General features: G+C 75.2%; 18 protein-coding genes. 11 read left to right on the top strand and 7 right to left on the bottom strand.

Annotation, left to right across the window (positions count from 1 at the left end; genetic code table 11):
- Positions 1 to 12: 12 nt before the first annotated feature.
- From ABD361_RS17810 to ABD361_RS17800, 3 genes are read right to left on the bottom strand one after another with little or no spacing between them, the layout of a single operon-like run.
- On the bottom strand, positions 13 to 600 hold the full coding sequence (locus ABD361_RS17810) for a hypothetical protein (RefSeq protein ID WP_344436352.1): 588 nt from the start codon (positions 598 to 600) through the stop codon (positions 13 to 15).
- Positions 597 to 2,096: an ATP-binding protein gene (locus tag ABD361_RS17805; protein ID WP_344436351.1), complete on the bottom strand. Its 1,500-nt coding sequence runs from the start codon at positions 2,094 to 2,096 to the stop codon at positions 597 to 599. The genes ABD361_RS17810 and ABD361_RS17805 overlap by 4 nt, the downstream gene beginning before the upstream one ends.
- Positions 2,093 to 2,794: a response regulator gene (locus ABD361_RS17800; RefSeq protein WP_344436350.1), complete on the bottom strand. Its 702-nt coding sequence runs from the start codon at positions 2,792 to 2,794 to the stop codon at positions 2,093 to 2,095. Before ABD361_RS17800 ends, ABD361_RS17805 begins: the two co-directional genes overlap by 4 nt.
- Positions 2,795 to 2,962: 168 nt before the next feature.
- On the opposite strand from ABD361_RS17800, the gene ABD361_RS17795 reads away from it, so the two are divergent.
- A complete protein-coding gene (locus tag ABD361_RS17795; RefSeq protein ID WP_344436349.1) occupies positions 2,963 to 3,391 on the top strand; it encodes a hypothetical protein in 429 nt (142 codons plus the stop codon).
- An 80-nt stretch (positions 3,392 to 3,471) separates the two neighbouring features.
- Here the strand turns inward: ABD361_RS17795 and ABD361_RS17790 are convergent, their stop codons facing one another.
- Positions 3,472 to 4,227, bottom strand: a complete 756-nt coding sequence (locus tag ABD361_RS17790) for a PaaX family transcriptional regulator C-terminal domain-containing protein (RefSeq protein ID WP_344436348.1) — start codon at positions 4,225 to 4,227, stop codon at positions 3,472 to 3,474.
- Positions 4,228 to 4,319: 92 nt separating this feature from the next.
- On the opposite strand from ABD361_RS17790, the gene ABD361_RS17785 reads away from it, so the two are divergent.
- Positions 4,320 to 5,966, top strand: a complete 1,647-nt coding sequence (locus ABD361_RS17785) for an acyl-CoA dehydrogenase family protein (RefSeq protein WP_344436347.1) — start codon at positions 4,320 to 4,322, stop codon at positions 5,964 to 5,966.
- Positions 5,963 to 6,727 carry a crotonase/enoyl-CoA hydratase family protein gene (locus tag ABD361_RS17780; RefSeq protein WP_344436346.1) on the top strand — a complete coding sequence of 255 codons (765 nt, stop codon included), beginning with the start codon at positions 5,963 to 5,965 and terminating at the stop codon, positions 6,725 to 6,727. Before ABD361_RS17785 ends, ABD361_RS17780 begins: the two co-directional genes overlap by 4 nt.
- Before the next feature lie 380 nt (positions 6,728 to 7,107).
- Here ABD361_RS17780 and ABD361_RS17775 read toward each other — a convergent pair whose 3' ends face one another.
- Positions 7,108 to 7,359, bottom strand: a complete 252-nt coding sequence (locus ABD361_RS17775) for a hypothetical protein (RefSeq protein WP_344436345.1) — start codon at positions 7,357 to 7,359, stop codon at positions 7,108 to 7,110.
- Positions 7,360 to 7,601: 242 nt separating this feature from the next.
- Between ABD361_RS17775 and ABD361_RS17770 the strand changes: the two genes are divergently transcribed.
- Positions 7,602 to 7,862 (top strand): hypothetical protein, encoded by a 261-nt coding sequence (locus ABD361_RS17770; protein WP_344436344.1) that lies wholly within the window; start codon positions 7,602 to 7,604, stop codon positions 7,860 to 7,862.
- A gap of 52 nt (positions 7,863 to 7,914) precedes the next feature.
- Positions 7,915 to 8,670, top strand: coding sequence for a bestrophin-like domain (locus ABD361_RS17765; RefSeq protein ID WP_344436343.1), 756 nt, complete (start codon positions 7,915 to 7,917; stop codon positions 8,668 to 8,670).
- Here ABD361_RS17765 and ABD361_RS17760 read toward each other — a convergent pair.
- Complete coding sequence (locus ABD361_RS17760) at positions 8,648 to 9,967, bottom strand: cytochrome P450 (protein ID WP_344436342.1); 1,320 nt, start codon at positions 9,965 to 9,967, stop codon at positions 8,648 to 8,650. The genes ABD361_RS17765 and ABD361_RS17760 overlap by 23 nt on opposite strands.
- A 160-nt stretch (positions 9,968 to 10,127) precedes the next feature.
- On the opposite strand from ABD361_RS17760, the gene egtA reads away from it, so the two are divergent.
- From egtA to ABD361_RS17730, 6 genes are read left to right on the top strand one after another with little or no spacing between them, the layout of a single operon-like run.
- Positions 10,128 to 11,405 (top strand): ergothioneine biosynthesis glutamate--cysteine ligase EgtA, encoded by a 1,278-nt coding sequence (egtA, locus tag ABD361_RS17755; protein WP_344436341.1) that lies wholly within the window; start codon positions 10,128 to 10,130, stop codon positions 11,403 to 11,405.
- Entirely contained in the window at positions 11,405 to 12,736 is a 1,332-nt protein-coding gene (gene egtB / locus ABD361_RS17750; RefSeq protein ID WP_344436340.1) for an ergothioneine biosynthesis protein EgtB, read from the top strand. Before egtA ends, egtB begins: the two co-directional genes overlap by 1 nt.
- Positions 12,736 to 13,533, top strand: a complete 798-nt coding sequence (gene egtC, locus ABD361_RS17745) for an ergothioneine biosynthesis protein EgtC (RefSeq protein ID WP_344436339.1) — start codon at positions 12,736 to 12,738, stop codon at positions 13,531 to 13,533. The genes egtB and egtC overlap by 1 nt, the downstream gene beginning before the upstream one ends.
- On the top strand, positions 13,530 to 14,504 hold the full coding sequence (gene egtD, locus ABD361_RS17740) for an L-histidine N(alpha)-methyltransferase (RefSeq protein WP_344436338.1): 975 nt from the start codon (positions 13,530 to 13,532) through the stop codon (positions 14,502 to 14,504). Before egtC ends, egtD begins: the two co-directional genes overlap by 4 nt.
- 9 nt (positions 14,505 to 14,513) lie before the next feature.
- Positions 14,514 to 14,999 (top strand): universal stress protein, encoded by a 486-nt coding sequence (locus ABD361_RS17735; protein ID WP_344436337.1) that lies wholly within the window; start codon positions 14,514 to 14,516, stop codon positions 14,997 to 14,999.
- 55 nt (positions 15,000 to 15,054) lie between these two features.
- Positions 15,055 to 15,270 carry a dodecin gene (locus ABD361_RS17730; RefSeq protein ID WP_344436336.1) on the top strand — a complete coding sequence of 72 codons (216 nt, stop codon included), beginning with the start codon at positions 15,055 to 15,057 and terminating at the stop codon, positions 15,268 to 15,270.
- A 16-nt stretch (positions 15,271 to 15,286) separates the two neighbouring features.
- On the opposite strand, the gene ABD361_RS17725 is transcribed toward ABD361_RS17730, so the two are convergent.
- The gene (locus ABD361_RS17725) at positions 15,287 to 16,267 is read right to left on the bottom strand and encodes a helix-turn-helix transcriptional regulator (RefSeq protein ID WP_344436335.1); all 981 of its coding nucleotides are present in this window, start codon (positions 16,265 to 16,267) and stop codon (positions 15,287 to 15,289) included.
- Between the last annotated feature and the right edge of the window lie 129 nt (positions 16,268 to 16,396).

Here is a 16,396-nt window from a genome sequence, read left to right as displayed (position 1 = left end):
GGCACCGGCGCCCTACGGGGTGGTGGGCACGGCCGAGGGAACGGCCCTGCCCACCGTCACGCCCGCGCCGCAGACCAGGTCCTTCATGGTCCTGCCCGCCCCGAGCAGGGTGACCTTGACCTCCTCCGGGCGCGGGTTGCCGGGCACGCCGTTGTGGGAGGCAGTGCACACCAGCTGGTTGCGGGCGAGCACGGTGAAGCGGGTGGGATCCAGGGGCAGCCTGATGGTGACGGTGCCCTCGGCGCTGATCACCTCCACGGCCTCCTGGCGCATTTTGGGCAGCTCGGTGTACAGGCCCTGCGCCATCTCCGGCTCGTTGGGCCCCTGCAGCAGCAGCGGGATCGCCATCTCCGCGCTGACCTGGCCGCTGGCCGGCCGGGAACGGGGTTCGAGCCCGCCGGGGAAGCCGAAGTAGAGCCGGGCCTCCTCGACGGGCGCGCCCGGCCGCTTCGCGCCCTGGGCGGGCTGGCCCACCTCCACGACGTCGGTCGGCTCGATGCCGCAGCCGGCGAGCGTGCCGGCGGCCGCGGCCGACAGGGCGAGCGCCGCCGCCACCCGGCGCCACGTCCGCGTGGTGCGCGTGGTGCGCGTGGTCGTCATCTCTCCTCGCCTCCTCGCCGCAGGGGCAGGTCCACGGTGAACACCGCGCCCCCGTGCGACCCGTTGGCGGCCCGCACGGTTCCGTCGTGCAGCCGCACGTTCTCCAGCGTGATGGCCAGGCCCAGTCCGCTGCCCTCGGAGCGGGCGCGGGCCGCGTCGGCCTTGAAGAACCGCTCGAAGACGTGGGGCAGGACCTCGGGGTCGATGCCCTCGCCCCGGTCGGCGATCTCGATCAGCAGCCGGTCGTCGCCGTGCGGGCCGGGCGGGTCGTGAGGGCCGGGCGCGACGCGCACCGCCACGCTCACCGGTTCGCCGCCGTGCCGCAGCGCGTTGCCGACCAGGTTGGCCACCACCACGTCGATGCGGCGCGGGTCCAGCCGGGCGCGGATGCCCTCGGGCAGGTCGGCGCTCACCTTCTCCTGCCAGCCGCGCGCCTGCAGGGTCTTGCGGACGGTCTCGGCGACGTCGACCTCGTCCAGGTGCAGGGCGGCGGCGCCGGCGTCGAAGCGGGAGATCTCCATCAGGTCCTCGACCATGCGGGCGAGCTTGCCGGTCTCCTCGCTGATGAGCCGGACCGCGTGGGCGGTGTCCGCGTCCAGCGCGTCGGCGTCCTCGTCCAGGACGTCGACGACGGCGGTCATGGCGGCCAGCGGGGTGCGCAGTTCGTGGGAGACGTCGGCGGCGAAGCGGCGCGAGTTGGCCTCCATGCGCCGCAGCTCGGCGACGTTCTTCTCCAGGGCGGCGGCCATGTCGTTGAAGGTGCGCGAGAGGTCGGCGAGTTCGTCGCTGCCGCTGACGGTCAGCCGGGTGTCGAGCTCGCCCTCGGTGATCCGCTGGGTGGCGCGGCGCAGCTCGCGCACCGGTCGCAGCACGCCGCGCGCGGCCAGCAGCGCCGGCACGGCGGCCAGCGCCACCGCCGGCAGGGCGCCGCTCTGGGCCGCGTCCACCAGGGCGTGCACGTTGGCCTCGTCCTCGCGCAGCGGCACCTGGGCGTAGACCTCCAGGCCCGACATCTCGGCGTGCTCGCCGCTGAAGGTCACCGGCAGGCCGACCACCAGCCAGGGGTCGCCGCCGATGTCGATCCGCTGGAACGCGGCGATGCCGGCGCGCACCTTGCTCTGCACGCCCTCGGGGATGCCGCGGCCGCCCGGGCGGACGGCGGGCACCAGCGGGCCGCCCTGGTAGCGGACGTGGATGTTCCAGTGCTGGGCCTGCCCGGCGCGGGCCAGGTTGGTGGCGAAGCCGGTGAGGTCGGAGTGCGCCGGCGGGAAGCGCAGCTCGGGCACCTGCGAGTTGATCTGGCCGCGCAGCGCGGAGACCGCCGTGTCCTGGGTGCGCTTGAGGATCGCCGTACGGGCCTCGCGGAAGGTCAGGGCCGCGGTGGCCAGCGCGGCGAGCGAGGCCACCAGGAGGAAGGCGACCACGAGCCGCGCCCGCAGGCCCCGGGCGAGGGTGCGCAGGCTCCTGAGGCGAAGACGCTTGACCAAGGCGCTCACACCGGGCCGAAGCGGTAGCCGAAGCCGCGCACGGTCTGGATGTACTTCGGCGACCGCGAGGAGTCCTCGACCTTGGTGCGCAGCCGCATGACGCAGGCGTCCACCAGCCGGGCGTCCCCGTGGTAGCTGTGCTCCCAGACGTGCTCCAGCAGCTGCTGGCGGCTGAAGACGCGGCCCGGCGTGGCCGACAGGTACAGCAGCAGCTTCATCTCGGAGGGGGCCAGCGGCAGGTCCTTGCCGTGCTTGGAGACCAGCAGCCCGGCGCGGTCGATCGTCAGGTCGCCGTGCACCTCGGCGCCGGCCTGCGCCGCGGCGGCCGCCTCGGCGCCGTCGACGGGGGCGGCGCGGCGCAGCACGGCCCGGATACGGGCCTCCAGGACCTCGCCGCGGGCGGGCTTGACGATGTAGTCGTCGGCGCCGGCCTCCAGGCCGAGGACGACATCGATGTCGTCACCGCGCGCGGTGAGCATGATGATCGGGATCTGCTGGGTGGCGCGGATGCGGCGGCAGACCTCGAAGCCGCTGCGGTCCGGCAGCATCAGGTCCAAAAGGACGAGGTCGGGCCGGAAGGTCTCCAGCGCGGCCAGTCCGGCCTCGCCGGTGGGCGCGCCCTCCACCTGGTGGCCGCGGCGGCGCAGGGTGAGGGTGACCCCTTCCCTGACGGCGCGGTCGTCCTCGATCAGAAGCACGCGTGACATGCAGCCCAGTATCGGTCGTACGCACGCGCGAATGCGCGGCGGGGCGGGCGCGGGCCGAAACTGTCACGGACTTCTCATATTGAAGCCTTGTACGCCCCGAGGCGGTCCGGCGCCGACAACATCCGTCATCACGCTGCGTCCGGTTCCGGCCACTCCCACAGTGGTCGCATGTGGACCATCTTCGGAGTCGTACTCGGCGGGCTGATCTCGTTCACGGGCCAGTTCTGGCAGGGCCGCGTGACGGAACGGGATCTGCGCCGCACCCAGCGCATCCAGCACCTGATCGACTTCTTGTCCGCGGTACAGGAGGCCGAACGGGTCGCCGTCGAGCACTACCACCACCATGTGGACGACGAACAGTGGCGAACACGCTCCAAACAAATCATCGACAGGGTCTGGGTGGCCCAGAAGACCCTTCACATGTTGTGCTCGCCGAAGGTCAACGAGGCGGCACGGGCGCTGGCGTTCGACGTGCGGGACGTGATCCGCGACGGTCCCGGTGACACGCCGGGGGCGACGGAGGAGGAGAAGGTCTGGGAGTACATCCGTGCCAACCGGCGGGCCTTCCTCGACGTCGCCCGCGACCACCTGAAGTGAGGCAGCCACCTGCAGCGCCCCGTAAGGGGCGCGGGGAACTGCGCGACAAGCCACGACGCACCCGCAGACGAAGTGCCGGGCTAACCCCCGATGTGCCGCAGCAGGATCTCCCGGAACTCGCCGTCGAACGCGTCGTAGCGCCGGCGCAGGTCCGCGCCCGGCCAGTCGGGCGGCAGGAGGGCCGGCGGCAGGACGGGGTCGGCCAGCAGGTGCCGCAGGACGGCCGCCGACACGGTGAAGCGTTCGGCCAGGCGCTCCGGGCCGCCGGGCAGGGCGGACAGTGCCGCCTCCAGGGCGCGGGCGCGGCGGGCCCAGCCCGCCGGGTCCCACAGGGTCGCGGCGAGGGCGGCGGGGTCGCCCTCGGGGGCGGCGCCGGTCAGCAGGGCGCACTGGTCGCGGACGACGGCCGGCCACCCGTCGCGGGCGAGGTTGGCAGGCCGCAGCCAGCACCCCTCCCGCAGCTCGGCCAGCCGCAGGCCGGCCATGGCCTGGCGCAGTGCGGCCCGCTCCGGGGCGGCGCGGCGCTCGCCGGTGACGACGGCGATCTCCCAGGTGCCGTCCCAGGGGCGGGTGCGCGGGGCCCGGCTGTCGTCCTGGCGGGCCTGGCGGGCCAGCAGGCGCTCGGTGAGCCGGTAGGCGCCGTCGCGCTGCTCCAGGTCGCCGGCGGCGACCATGCGGGTCAGGGCGGTGCGGACGGTGCCCTCCGCGGTGCCGAAGAGGGCGCCGACCCGGACGAGGGCGCGGGCGGGCAGGGCGGGCGGGTGGTGCCCCAGGAGCGTGGAGAGCACGACCGAGCGCGCGGTCAGCGGCCGCAGGGGAAGCGAATCGTCGTCCATGGCTGACGCCACCCTATCCATTACAGCCTTGCATCACGCATCATGAAAGTGTAATGCCGTCCTGTCCTGCCGCCGCCCGCCCGGAGGTCGCCGTGAGCGCCACGCACGACGTGTTCAACCAGCCCCCGCCCCTGACCGGCTTCTCCACCGCCGACGACCTCGCCCTGCTGGAGGCCCTGCGCCGGGACGACGGTGCCTGGGGCGAGGAGGAGGTGCGCGAGCTGGGGGCCCGTGCGGGCTCGCCCGAGGTGCAGGAGTGGGCCCGGCTGGCCGAGGCGTACCCGCCGGTGCTGCGCACCCACGACCGCTTCGGGCACCGCGTGGACGAGGTGGAGTTCCACCCCGCCTGGCACGAGCTGATGGCGGCGGCCGTGGCGAGCGGCCAGCACGCCGCGCCCTGGGCGGAGCCGCGCCCGGGCGCCCATCTGGTGCGGGCCGCGAAGTTCTACGTCTGGGCACAGGCGGAGCCGGGCCACGGCTGCCCGGTCTCGATGACGTACGCCGCCGTGCCCGCCCTGCGCGCCCAGCCGGAGCTGGCCGCCGCGTACGAGCCGCTGCTCGCGTCGCGGACGTACGACTACGGGCTGCGCCCGCCGCTGGGCAAGCGGGGGCTGATCGCGGGCATGTCGATGACCGAGAAGCAGGGCGGCTCGGACGTGCGGGCGAACACCACCCGGGCGGTGCCGGCGGGCGACGGCACGTACGTCCTGACCGGCCACAAGTGGTTCACCTCCGCGCCGATGAGCGACGTCTTCCTCGTCCTGGCCCAGGCGGAGCAGGGGCTGACGTGCTTCCTGATGCCGCGGGTCCTGCCGGACGGCACCCGCAACGGGATGCGGCTGCAGCGGCTGAAGGACAAGCTCGGCAACCGCTCCAACGCCTCCGCGGAGATCGAGTACGAGCAGGCGGTGGCCTGGCCGGTGGGCGAGCCGGGGCGCGGGGTGCGCACGATCGTCGAGATGGTCAACATGACCCGGCTGGACTGCGTCATCGGGTCGGCGGCCGGCATGCGGGCGGGCCTGCGGCAGGCCCTGCACCACGCCGCGTACCGGCGGGCGTTCGGCGCCGAACTGATCGACCAGCCGCTGATGCGCGGCGTCCTGGCCGACCTCGCCGTGGAGTCGGAGGCGGCGACGGTGCTGGCCATGCGGCTGGCGGCAGCAGTGGACCGTGCGCAGGCGGGAGACGAGCAGGAGGCGGCGCTGCGGCGGCTGGCCCTGGCCGCCGGCAAGTACTGGGTGTGCAAGCGCGGCAGCGCGCACGCCGCGGAGGCACTGGAGTGCCTGGGCGGCAACGGCTACGTCGAGGAGTCCGGCATGCCGCGCCTCTACCGGGAGGCACCCCTGCTGTCGATCTGGGAGGGCTCGGGCAACGTGGCCGCCCTCGACGTGCTGCGCGCCCTGCAGCGCGAACCGCAGGCGCTGGAGGCCTACTTCGCCGAGGTGACGCCCGCGGCGGCGGGCGAACCCCGCCTGGCGGCCGCCGTCGCCCGGCTGCGCACCCTGCTGGGCGAGCTCTCCGACCCCGGCCGGGCGCAGCTGGTGGCCCGCCGCCTGGCCGAACAGCTCACGCTCGTCCTGCAGGCCGCCCTGCTGGTGCGGCACGGCGCGCCCGCCGTCGCCGACGCCTTCTGCGCCTCGCGCCTGGACGGCGACTGGGGGCGGGCGTTCGGCACCCTGCCGCCGGGCACCGACCTGGCGCAGATCCTGGAACGGGCGGTGCCCAAGGACGCCCGGTGAGCGTCCGCGTCGAGCGGCGCGGCCCGGTCACCACGGTCGTCCTCGCCCGGCCCGAGGCGCGCAACGCCGTCGACGGGCCCACGGCGGCAGCGCTCGCCGCCGCCTTCCGGGCCTTCGAGGCGGACCCGGGCGCGTCGGTGGCGGTGCTGTGGGGCGAGGGCGGCACGTTCTGCGCCGGGGCCGACCTCAAGGCGTTCGGGACGGACCGCGGCAACCGCGTCGCCGCCGACGGCGACGGTCCCATGGGCCCCACCCGGCTGCGGCTGACCAAACCGGTCGTCGCCGCGATCAGCGGCCACGCCGTGGCCGGCGGCCTGGAGCTCGCGCTGTGGTGCGACCTGCGGGTGGCCGAGGAGGACGCCGTCTTCGGCGTCTTCTGCCGGCGCTGGGGCGTGCCGCTGATCGACGGCGGAACGGTGCGGCTGCCCCGGCTCATCGGCGCCTCGCGCGCGATGGACATGGTCCTCACCGGCCGCCCGGTGCCGGCCGCCGAGGCGTACGCGACGGGGCTCGCCAACCGCCTCGTGCCCACCGGCACCGCCCGCGCCGCGGCCGAGGAACTCGCCGCGCACCTCGCCCGGTTCCCGCAGGACTGCCTGCGCAGCGACCGCGCTTCCTTGCTCGACCAGGAGGGCCTGGGTACGCAGGAAGCGCTGGCCGCCGAACTCGCCCACGGGCTGCGCTCGTTGCCGGCGGCGGCCGAGGGGGCGGCCCGGTTCGCGGCGGGCGCGGGGCGGCACGGGGACTTCCGGGACATCTGAAGTCACCTTCGCTCCCGGCGATTTCCGCCCATCGAGGGAATCCTGCTGTGCGGACGGCGTGAAGAACCGTTTGTTGTGCAGGCTGTTCCGGGTGAGGGGATGGTTCAGGGCCGGGTGCACGGTCGCGTTGGTCACGTCGGGGTTCGTGCTGGCTCCGGCGACCGGGGCCGCGGCGGGTGAGGTGGGGGCGGACGTCAGGGGCGCCGGTTCACGGGCGACCGCCGTCGTGCCCCATGTCCCCGACCTGCTGCCCAGACGCCCCCCTTCGCACGTGAGGGCCGCTCCGCTCGGCGGCGCGGTCACGGCGGAGGTCGACGACGACGGCAGGGACTGCATCCAGGCGCGCGCCACGGCGCTCGGCATCAGGGCACGGGTGTGGCTCACCCGTTGCCCCGCGGCAGCGCCCCCGGCGCCGGCACCTCCCGCACCGGCACCGCCCGCGCCCGCTCCCCCGGCGCCCGCTCCCCCGGCGCCCGGGGCGCCCGCGCCCGGAGCCCCGGCGCCCGCACCGGGCGCTCCCGCGCCGGGTGCGCCGGCTCCCGCGCCCCCGGCACCGGGGGCACCCGCACCAGGAGCTCCTGCGCCCGGCGCCCCGGGCGGTGGCGGAGGCGCACCGGGCGCGCCTGGAGCACCTGGGGCACCCCCTGCAGGCGGGGCGCCGGGCGCCCCTGGTGCGCCGGGGGCCCCGGGCGCCCCGGCCCCCGGCGCTCCTCCGGCACCGCCCGCCCCCGGTACGCCGGGCGCTCCCGGCGCCCCCGCCCCCGTACCTCCCGCACCGGGCGCCCCGGGGGCTCCCGGCGCGCCCGGGTCTCCGGGAGCCCCCGGCGCGCCCGGGCCCGCCGCTCCCGCGCCGCCCGGCTCGCGCCCCGGCACCGTGCCGGCGCAGAACCAGCAGAACCCGCAGAACCAGGTGCCGGGCACCACGCCCTCGTCCCCGCCGTCGTCCCCGCCCTCGCGGCCCGGGCTCCCGGGCCGGCACCGCTTCCCCGCCTACCACCACGCCGTCCTGTCGGCCGGCGGGCAGCAACACCACGGCACGTCCCTGGTGACGTTCACCCTGATCCTCACCGCCCCCGCCGTGCTGTCCGCCGCGCTGCTGCGGCCCCGCGGCAGCAACAGCCGCCGCGGGCGTTAGCGCACCGCTCCCGCCCCTCCCCCACCGCACCACCCCCAGACCGGAGGTTTCCTTGTCCGAGTGGCTGGTTCTGGCCATCGCCATGGCCGCCGCCTGCGCGGTCGTCCTGTCGATCACCGTGCTGCGGCAGCGCAGGATCGGCGCCGACGACGACCCGTCCGAGACCCCCGACGTCATCGAGTACATGACGATGATGGTCGGCGTGGTGTACGCCATCGTGCTGGGCCTGGCCATCGCCGGGGTGTGGGAGGCGCGCACCGGGGCGCAGGATTCCGTCCGGGCCGAGGCGCAGGCGCTGCACGAGGTGAGCGAGCGGGTGCAGGCGTACTCCCCGGAGGCCCGCGACCGCATCCGGGCCGACGTGCAGTCCTATGTGACCTATGTGGTCAAGGAGGAGTGGCCGGAGATGCTGAAGGAGGGCGAACTCACCGACAAGGGGCGGACGCTGCTGGACAAGGTGCGCACCGATGTCACGGCCTACGAGCCCCGCAACGACCAGGAGGCGCAGTCGTACCAGCCGCTGCTGGACCAGGTGGGCGCGGCCGACGCGGCGCGCAATGCCCGGGCGCAGAACGCCGAGCCGACGATGCCGGGCGTGGTGTGGTTCGGGCTGATCGGCGGGGCGCTGGTGGCGGTCGGCCTGATCTTCACGCTGCAGATCAGGCGCTCGGCGCGCGAGTTGCTGCTCGCCGGGCTCTACAGCGCGCTGATCGCCTTCCTGCTCTTCCTCATCTGGGACTTCAACTCGCCCTTCGGCCACGACGTGGACGACTTCGTCACCCCGTTCACCGATCTGTTCTCCATCTGACGGGCAGGTGCTTGAGCCCGTTCTGGAAGTTGGAGGTCAGCCGCACCGCCTCGCCCGCGCGTTCCAGGCCGGGCAGCCGGTCCAGGGTCAGCCGCAGCATGGCCCGCATCTGGACGCGTGCGAGGTGGGCGCCCAGGCAGAAGTGGGGGCCGTGGCCGAAACCGACGTGGTCGTTGGGGCTGCGGGTGATGTCGAAGCGGTCGGGGTCGGTGAAGACGCGCTCGTCGCGGTTGGCCGAGGCGTGGTAGACGACGACCTTCTCGCCGCGCCGGATGCGCCGGCCGGCGAGTTCGGTGTCGCGCGTGGCGGTGCGGCGGATCTGTACGACCGGCGGCCAGTAGCGCAGGATCTCCTCGATCGCGCCGGGGGTGAGCTCGGGGTGGCGGCGCAGGGCCGCGTACTGCTCGGGGTGGTCGAGGAGGGTGAGCAGGCCGCCGGGGATGCCGTTGCGCAGCGTCTCGTTCCCGGCGACGACGACGAGGAAGAACATGTTCTCGAACTCGTCGCGGGTCAGCCCGCCCTCGCGCATGCGGGCCAGCACGCTGCCCGGCCGGGGCCGGCCGGCCAGGGCGTGGGCGTAGGCGAACATGTCCGTGAGCGCCTCCCGGGAGCGCGGGTTGACCGGTGAGCCGTCGGCCCGCACGAGCGCGGGCCGGCGGGCGAGGGCGGCGCGGCCCATGGGGGTCAGTTCCGCCGGGTCGGCGGTGCGGGAGCGGGCGTGGTCGGCGTCCTGGTAGCCGATCACCCGGTTGGACCAGTCGTACAGCAGCCGCCGGTCCCGGGCGGGGACGCCCAGGACGTGGGCGAGGGTCCACACGGGCAGGTCGGCGGTGACGTCCACGAAGTCCGCCCGGCCCCGGTCGGCGACGGCATCGATCAGCTCGCGCGCCCGCCCCTCGATGGCGCTCTCCAGCTCCCGTACGGCCCGCGGGGTGAGGGCGGCGACCACGATGCGGCGCAGTCGGGCGTGGTCGGGCGGGTCCTGGTTGAGCATCATCGCGCGGACGAAGTCCAGGTCGGCGGGGGTATCGGGGTCCCGGATCTGGGTGGCGCCCAGATGCGAGGAGTACACCTCGGGGGTGGCGAGCACGTGCCGGACGTCCGCGTGCCGGAAGACGGCCCAGTAGCCGGGGCCGGCGGGCCAGGCGCCCACGGCCGGTTCCGGCACCCGGCAGACGGGCGCGTGCGCGCGCAGCCGCCGGAAGAGCGCGTACGGCACGCCCCGCGCGTAGGTGGCCGGGTCGAAGACGGGTGTCGGGTCCAGGGGTGCCGGGTCGAGGGCTGCGGGTGTGCTCACGCGCGGACGGTACGGCCGGCTGCGGCGGGCCCGTCAAGCCCTGACGGGCGATTCCGCCCCGCCCCACTGCTGGAATGACCGGTTCCGGGTCTCGGTCACCGGTGCTCCGACTGGCTTCGCGCGTTTGGGGGTACTCAGCAACGGACGGGAGGTGGCGAGCATGACCGAGTGCTGTGCTTCCGACGAAGACCTCGCCCGGCCGGTCGGCGAGCGGGAGGCCGACGCCTATGTGCGGGGGATCTCCTTCAAGACCGGCCCGCCGCGCCTGATCGGGGCCGAGCTGGAGTGGCTCGTGCACGACGTGGCCGAGCCGCGGCGGCCCGTTGCGGCCCACCGGCTGGCGGCGGCCGCCGAGCGGGTGGGCGCCCTGCCGCTCACCTCGGTGTTCACCATCGAGCCGGGCGGCCAGCTGGAGCTCAGCTCCCGGCCGGCCCCCTCGCTGGGGGCCTGCGTGGCGGACCTGAGCGCCGACCTCGCCCTGACCCGCGAGGCCCTCGACGGGCTGGGCCTGGCGCTGGTGGGCTACGGCAAGGAGCCGTGGCACGATCCTCCGTGCGTGCGCAGCACCCGCCGCTACGACGCCATGGAGGTCTACTACGACCGCATCAACGGCGCCGGGCGCAATGTGATGTGCCGTACGGCATCGGTGCAGGTCTGCATCGACGCCGGGTACGAGGGCCCGGGGCCGCTGGGGTACCTGCGCCGGTGGCGGCTGGCCCATCTGCTGGGCGCGGTGCTCTCGGCCGCGTTCGCCAACTCCCCCCTGCTGCGGGGCCGGCCGAGCGGCTGGCGCTCCAGCCGGCAGGCCTGCTACGCGCGGATGGACCCGGCCCGCACCCTGGCCCCGCTGGGCGAGGCGGACCCTCGGGCGGCCTGGGCGGCGTACGCCCTGGACGCACCGGTGATGTTCGTCCGCTCCGGGGAGGGGCCCTGGCCGGTGCAGCTGGGGCTGCCGCTGCGTCAGTGGATGCGCAGCGGACGGCCGCGGCAGACCACCCTGGACGACGTCGCCTACCACCTGACCACCCTGTTCCCGCCCATCAGGCCGCGCGGCCACCTCGAGTTGCGGATGATCGACGCGCAGAGCGGGCAGGACGGCTGGCTGGTGCCGCTGGCCGTGACGGCGGCGTTGTTCGACGACCCGTCGGCGGCGGAGACGGCCTACCGGGCGGTGAAGGGGCTGGCGGACGTCCAGGGCGGGCACCCGCCGCCGCGCAATCCCCTGTGGCGCAGGGCGGCGCGGCACGGGCTCGCCGACCCGGAGCTGCACACGGCCGCCGTGGCCTGCTTCGCCGCGGCCCGTGAGGCCCTGCCCCGGCTCGGGGCCGACGACCGCGTCCTGGCCGCGGTCGACGAGTTCACCGCCCGGTACGTCGAGCGGGGCCGCTGCCCGGCGGACGACCTGCTGGACGCGGTGGCCGGCCGGGGCGGCCGGTGATGACGGCCGCGCCCGCCCCGGACGGGGCCGAGCTGCGCGAGCGTGCCGCGGGCGCCCTGCTGGCCGCCCGCGCACGCACCCGCGTGCTGACCGCCTGCGTGGACGACGGCGAGCTGCACGCCCAGCACTCGCCGCTGATGTCCCCGCTGGTGTGGGACCTCGCCCACATCGGCAACCAGGAGGAGGTGTGGCTGCTGCGCGCCGTGGGCGGGCAGCAGCCGCTGCGCCCGGAGATCGACACGCTCTACGACGCCTTCCGGCACGCCCGCGCGGACCGGCCGGCGCTGCCCCTGCTGACGGCGCCCGAGGCCCGGGGCTACGTCGCGGACGTGCGGGAGCGGGTGATGGACGTGCTGGAGCGGACGCCGCTGGAGGGGGCCGGGCCGCTGGCACGCTCGGGCTTCGCCTTCGGCATGATCGCCCAGCACGAGCAGCAGCACGACGAGACAATGCTGATCACCCATCAGCTGCGCCGGGGCCCCGCGGTGCTCACCGCCGCCGAGCCGCCGCCGGCCGGCCCGGACGCGGCGGCGCTGCCGGCCGAGGTGCTGGTGCCGGGCGGGCCCTTCACCATGGGCACCTCCACCGAACCGTGGGCGCTGGACAACGAGCGGCCGGCCCATCCGCGCCTGGTGCCCGCCTTCTTCATCGACACGCTGCCGGTGAGCAACGCCGCCTACCTGCGCTTCGTCGAGGACGGCGGCTACCGCGAGCGCCGCTGGTGGCACCCGGCCGGCTGGGAGCAGGTGCGCCGCGAGGAGCTGGCCGCGCCGCTGTTCTGGCGGTGCGAGGGCGGCACCTGGGTGCGGCGGCGGTTCGGCGTCACCGAGGAGGCGCCGCCGGGCGAGCCGGTGCTGCACGTGAGCTGGTTCGAGGCCGCGGCCTACGCGGCGTGGGCGGGGCGGCGGCTGCCGACCGAGGCGGAGTGGGAGAAGGCCGCCCGGCACGACCCGTCCTCCGGGCGCTCGCGGCGCTACCCGTGGGGGGACGCCGACCCCACCCCGCAGCTGGCCAACCTGGGCCAGCGCCATCTGCGCCCGGCCCCGGTGGGGGCCTATCCGCGCGGCGCCTCGCCGCTGGGTGTGCGGCAGCTGATCGGGGACGTGTGGGAGTGGACGGCGAGCGACTTCCTGCCGTACCCGGGTTTTCGGGCCTTCCCCTACCGCGAGTACTCGGAAGTCTTCTTCGGCGGCCGGTACAAGGTCCTGCGCGGGGGCTCCTTCGCCGTGGACCCGGTGGCCTGCCGGGGCACCTTCCGCAACTGGGACCTGCCCGAACGCCGGCAGATCTTCAGCGGGTTCCGTACGGCGCGCGACGCGGACAGCGCCTGATGTGCCGCCACATCGCGGTTCTCGGCCCCCACGCCCCGCTGGCCGAGAGCCTGGTGGATCCACCGTACTCGCTGGTGCGCCAGTCCTGGGAGCCGCGCCGGCAGCGCCACGGGGTGGTCAACGCCGACGGCTTCGGCGTCGGCTGGTACGCGCCCGGCGACCCGCTGCCGGCCCGCTACCGGCGGGCCGGGCCGGTCTGGGCCGACGAGTCCTTCGCCGACATCGCCCGGGTGGTGCGCACGCGGGCGCTGCTGGCCGCGGTGCGGGACGCCACGGCGGCGGGTGCCGACCCGGAGGCCGCCGCGGCGCCGTTCGCCGGCGGCCCGTGGCTGTTCAGCCACAACGGCGCGCTGCCCGGCTGGCCGGAGTGCGCCGAGGCGCTGGCCGGGCAGGTGCCGGCGGCCGCCCTGCTGCGGCTGGCGGCCCGCAACGACTCCGCGTTCGTCTGGGCGCTGGTCGAGCAGCGGCTGCTGGGCGGTGCGCCCATGGGCCGGGCACTGGCCGGGGCGGTGGCGACGCTGGCGCGCGCCGTACCGGACGCCCGGCTGAACCTGCTGCTGACCGACGGCGCCGCCATCGCGGCCACGGCCTGGGGCGACTCGCTGTGGTACGTCAGCCGCGGCCGCCGCACGGCGGTGGCCTCGGAGCCGTACGACGACGACCCGGGCTGGACCGAGGTGCCCGACCGCACCCTGCTGGCCGCCGACCGCTCGGCGGTCGTCCTGACCCCGCTGACCCCGCGTTTCCCGGAGGCCGCCGACGCGCCGGCCGTCGTGTGCAAGGAGCCCGCTTCGTGAGTCCGTTCGTCCTCACCCGCTCCCTTCCCCCGGACGCGACGGCGGCCGCGCTGCGCGCCGATGTCGCCCAGGGGCTCACCCGCTCACCGAAGGAGCTGCCCCCGAAGTGGTTCTACGACGCCCGCGGCAGTGAGCTCTTCGACGAGATCACCCTGCTGCCCGAGTACTACCCCACCCGTGCCGAGCGCGAGATCCTGATCACCCGGGCTCCCGACATCGCCGCGGCCAGTGGCGCGCGCACCCTGGTCGAACTGGGCTCGGGCTCCTCCGACAAGACCCGCCACCTGATCGACGCCCTGCCCGGCCTGGAGGCCTATGTTCCGGTCGATGTCAGCGAGAGTGCGCTGACCGGCGCCGCCCGGACGCTGCTGGCCGAGCACCCCGGCCTGACGGTGCACGCGCTCGTCGCCGACTTCCAGTACGGCCTCGCGCTGCCGCCCGGCCTGCCCGGGCCGCGGCTGCTGGCCTTCCTGGGCGGCACGATCGGCAACCTGCTGCCGCCCGAGCGCGCCGCGTTCCTGGCCGGGCTGCGCGCCCGGCTGGCGCCGGGCGACGCCCTGCTGCTGGGCACCGACCTGGTCAAGGACCCGGGCGTGCTGGTGCCCGCCTACGACGACGCGCGGGGGGTGACCGCCGCCTTCAACAAGAACGTCCTGGCCGTCATCAACCGCGAGCTGGGTGCCGACTTCGATCCCGGCGACTTCGACCACGTGGCCCTGTGGGACGCGCGGCAGGAGTGGATCGAGATGCGGCTGCGCGCCCGCCGGGCGGTCGTCGCCAAGATCCCCGCCCTGGACCTCGCGGTGCACTTCGCGGCCGGGGAGGAGCTGCGCACGGAGGTCTCCGCGAAGTTCCGGCACGAGGGCGTGCGGGCGGAGCTGGCGGCGGCGGGGCTGGAACTGACCCATTGGTGGACCGACCGCGCCGGCCGGTTCGCCCTGTCCCTGTCGGTGCCGCGGAGCGGGGGTTAGCCTGCCCGTGTGAGCCGGGAAGAAGAGTACGAGGCGCGGGCAGGGCTGCGGGGCGGCTTCGAGCGCGGCACGGACGGGCCGAAGGTGATCCTGGCCGGTGTCGACGGCTCCGACACCTCCTGGCGGGCCGCCGCCTATGCGGCCGGTCTGGCCCGCCGCCAGCACGCCCTGCTGGCCGTCGTCTACGTCCAGCCCCTGCTGGCCGGGACGGCGGCCCTCGGCATACCGGTGACGGACACCACCGAGGAGGTCGCCGAGGAGGTGCTCGGCGAGATCCGCGCCACGGCCGAGCGCCTGCGCGGGGTGCACGAGGTCCGCTGGGAGTTCCACACCTTCCGCGGCGACCCCTACACGGGCCTGGTGCGGCTGGCCGACGAGCTGAAGGCGGACGCCGTCGTGGTGGGCGCCTCCGAGCGCGCCGGCCACCGCATCGTGGGCTCGGTGGCCGTGCGGCTGGTCAAGGCCGGCCGCTGGCCGGTGACGGTCGTCCCGTAGCCCTGCCGGCACCTGTGGCCTCGCGCGGCCGCGGCACCTGGGGCACGGTGGGAGCATGTCCAACCACACCTACCGGGTGACCGAGATCGTCGGCTCCTCGCCACAGGGCCTGGACGACGCCATCCGCAACGGCATCGCACGCGCCTCGCAGACGCTCAGGGGCCTCGACTGGTTCGAGGTGACCGAGATCCGCGGCCACCTCGAGAACGGCGCGATCGCGCACTACCAGGTCGGCATGAAGGTGGGCTTCCGGTTGGAGGAGGCCGACTGACCTACGGCCCCTCGACCTACGGCCCCGGGTCGCGGGGTTCCGCCCCGGCCGTCGCCGTCGCCGGCACCGCCGCCTCGGCGCCGACGACCGCCGGACCGCGCAGCAGGCCCAGCTGGGCGGCGCGGGCGCCGGCCTGGAACCGGCTGACCGCGCCGAGCTGGGCCATGGCGGCCTTCATGTAACGGCGGCACGTTCTGGTGGAGATGGCCAGGCGGCGGGCTATCACCTCGTCCTTCAGGCCGGCGCCCATCAGCTGCAGCATGGTCCGGTTCACGTCGCCGGCGACCTTCTCGTACTGCGCCTCGCGGGCCTCGAAGGGCTGGCCGACCATCCACACGTCCTCGAAGCGGCGCTGGACGAATCCGGCCACGGTGGTGTTCGTCACCATGGCCGCGCCGCCTGCCGTACCCTCCACCGGCGCCTGCGGCAGGAAGACGACGGAGCGGTCGAAGACCACCACGTACTCGCAGATCTCGGCGCTGGTGCGCACTTCGGCGCCGGCCTCGGCGGCCCGCACCACGTAGGCGCGGGTGGCGAGGTTGGCCCGCTCGGCGTGCTGGTAGAGCACGCGCACCCGCACCCCGCGGCGCAGCAGGGGCAGGCTCCAGTCGCGCAGGTGCAGGGCCGCGTCCGTGTCGCGTCCGGTGCCCGGCTGGATGACGACGGCCTCGTGCAGGCAGCGCCGGGCCGCGGCGGCCAGTTCGCGCCGGACCTCGTCGGGGTCGGCGATGGTACGGGTGTCCTGCGCGGGGCGGGAGGTGTCGGTGCTGCCCCGGTAGACCGGCACCAGCGCGTGCAACTGCCCGCGGACGCGGGCCATGTGCTCCTTGCGCTCGTGGATGTCGCGCTCGATCGGACCGCAGACGACCGCCTCCGCCACCTCGGGGTGCACGGCGACCAGGGGAGCGCCGCCGGTGGGCGCGCTGAGCAGCCCCAGGGCGCGCAACTCCTCGCGGCAACGCGCCAGTTCGGCCGGGGATATCCCCAACGCGTCCATGATTGTGAGCTCGTGAAAGGAACCGTGCCGCAGAGCCTGGGTGTAGACGGAAACGCAGGTTGAATCCAGTTCTGTCAACATTGCCCCCGATTTTGAGGATGTCGCGTTTGCTCCCACGCCTTTCCGGTT

The sequence above is a fragment of the Streptomyces luteosporeus genome, from assembly GCF_039532865.1.
Classification (GTDB): Bacteria; Actinomycetota; Actinomycetes; order Streptomycetales; family Streptomycetaceae; genus Streptomyces; species Streptomyces luteosporeus.
This window is presented reverse-complemented; position numbering and strand designations above follow the sequence as displayed.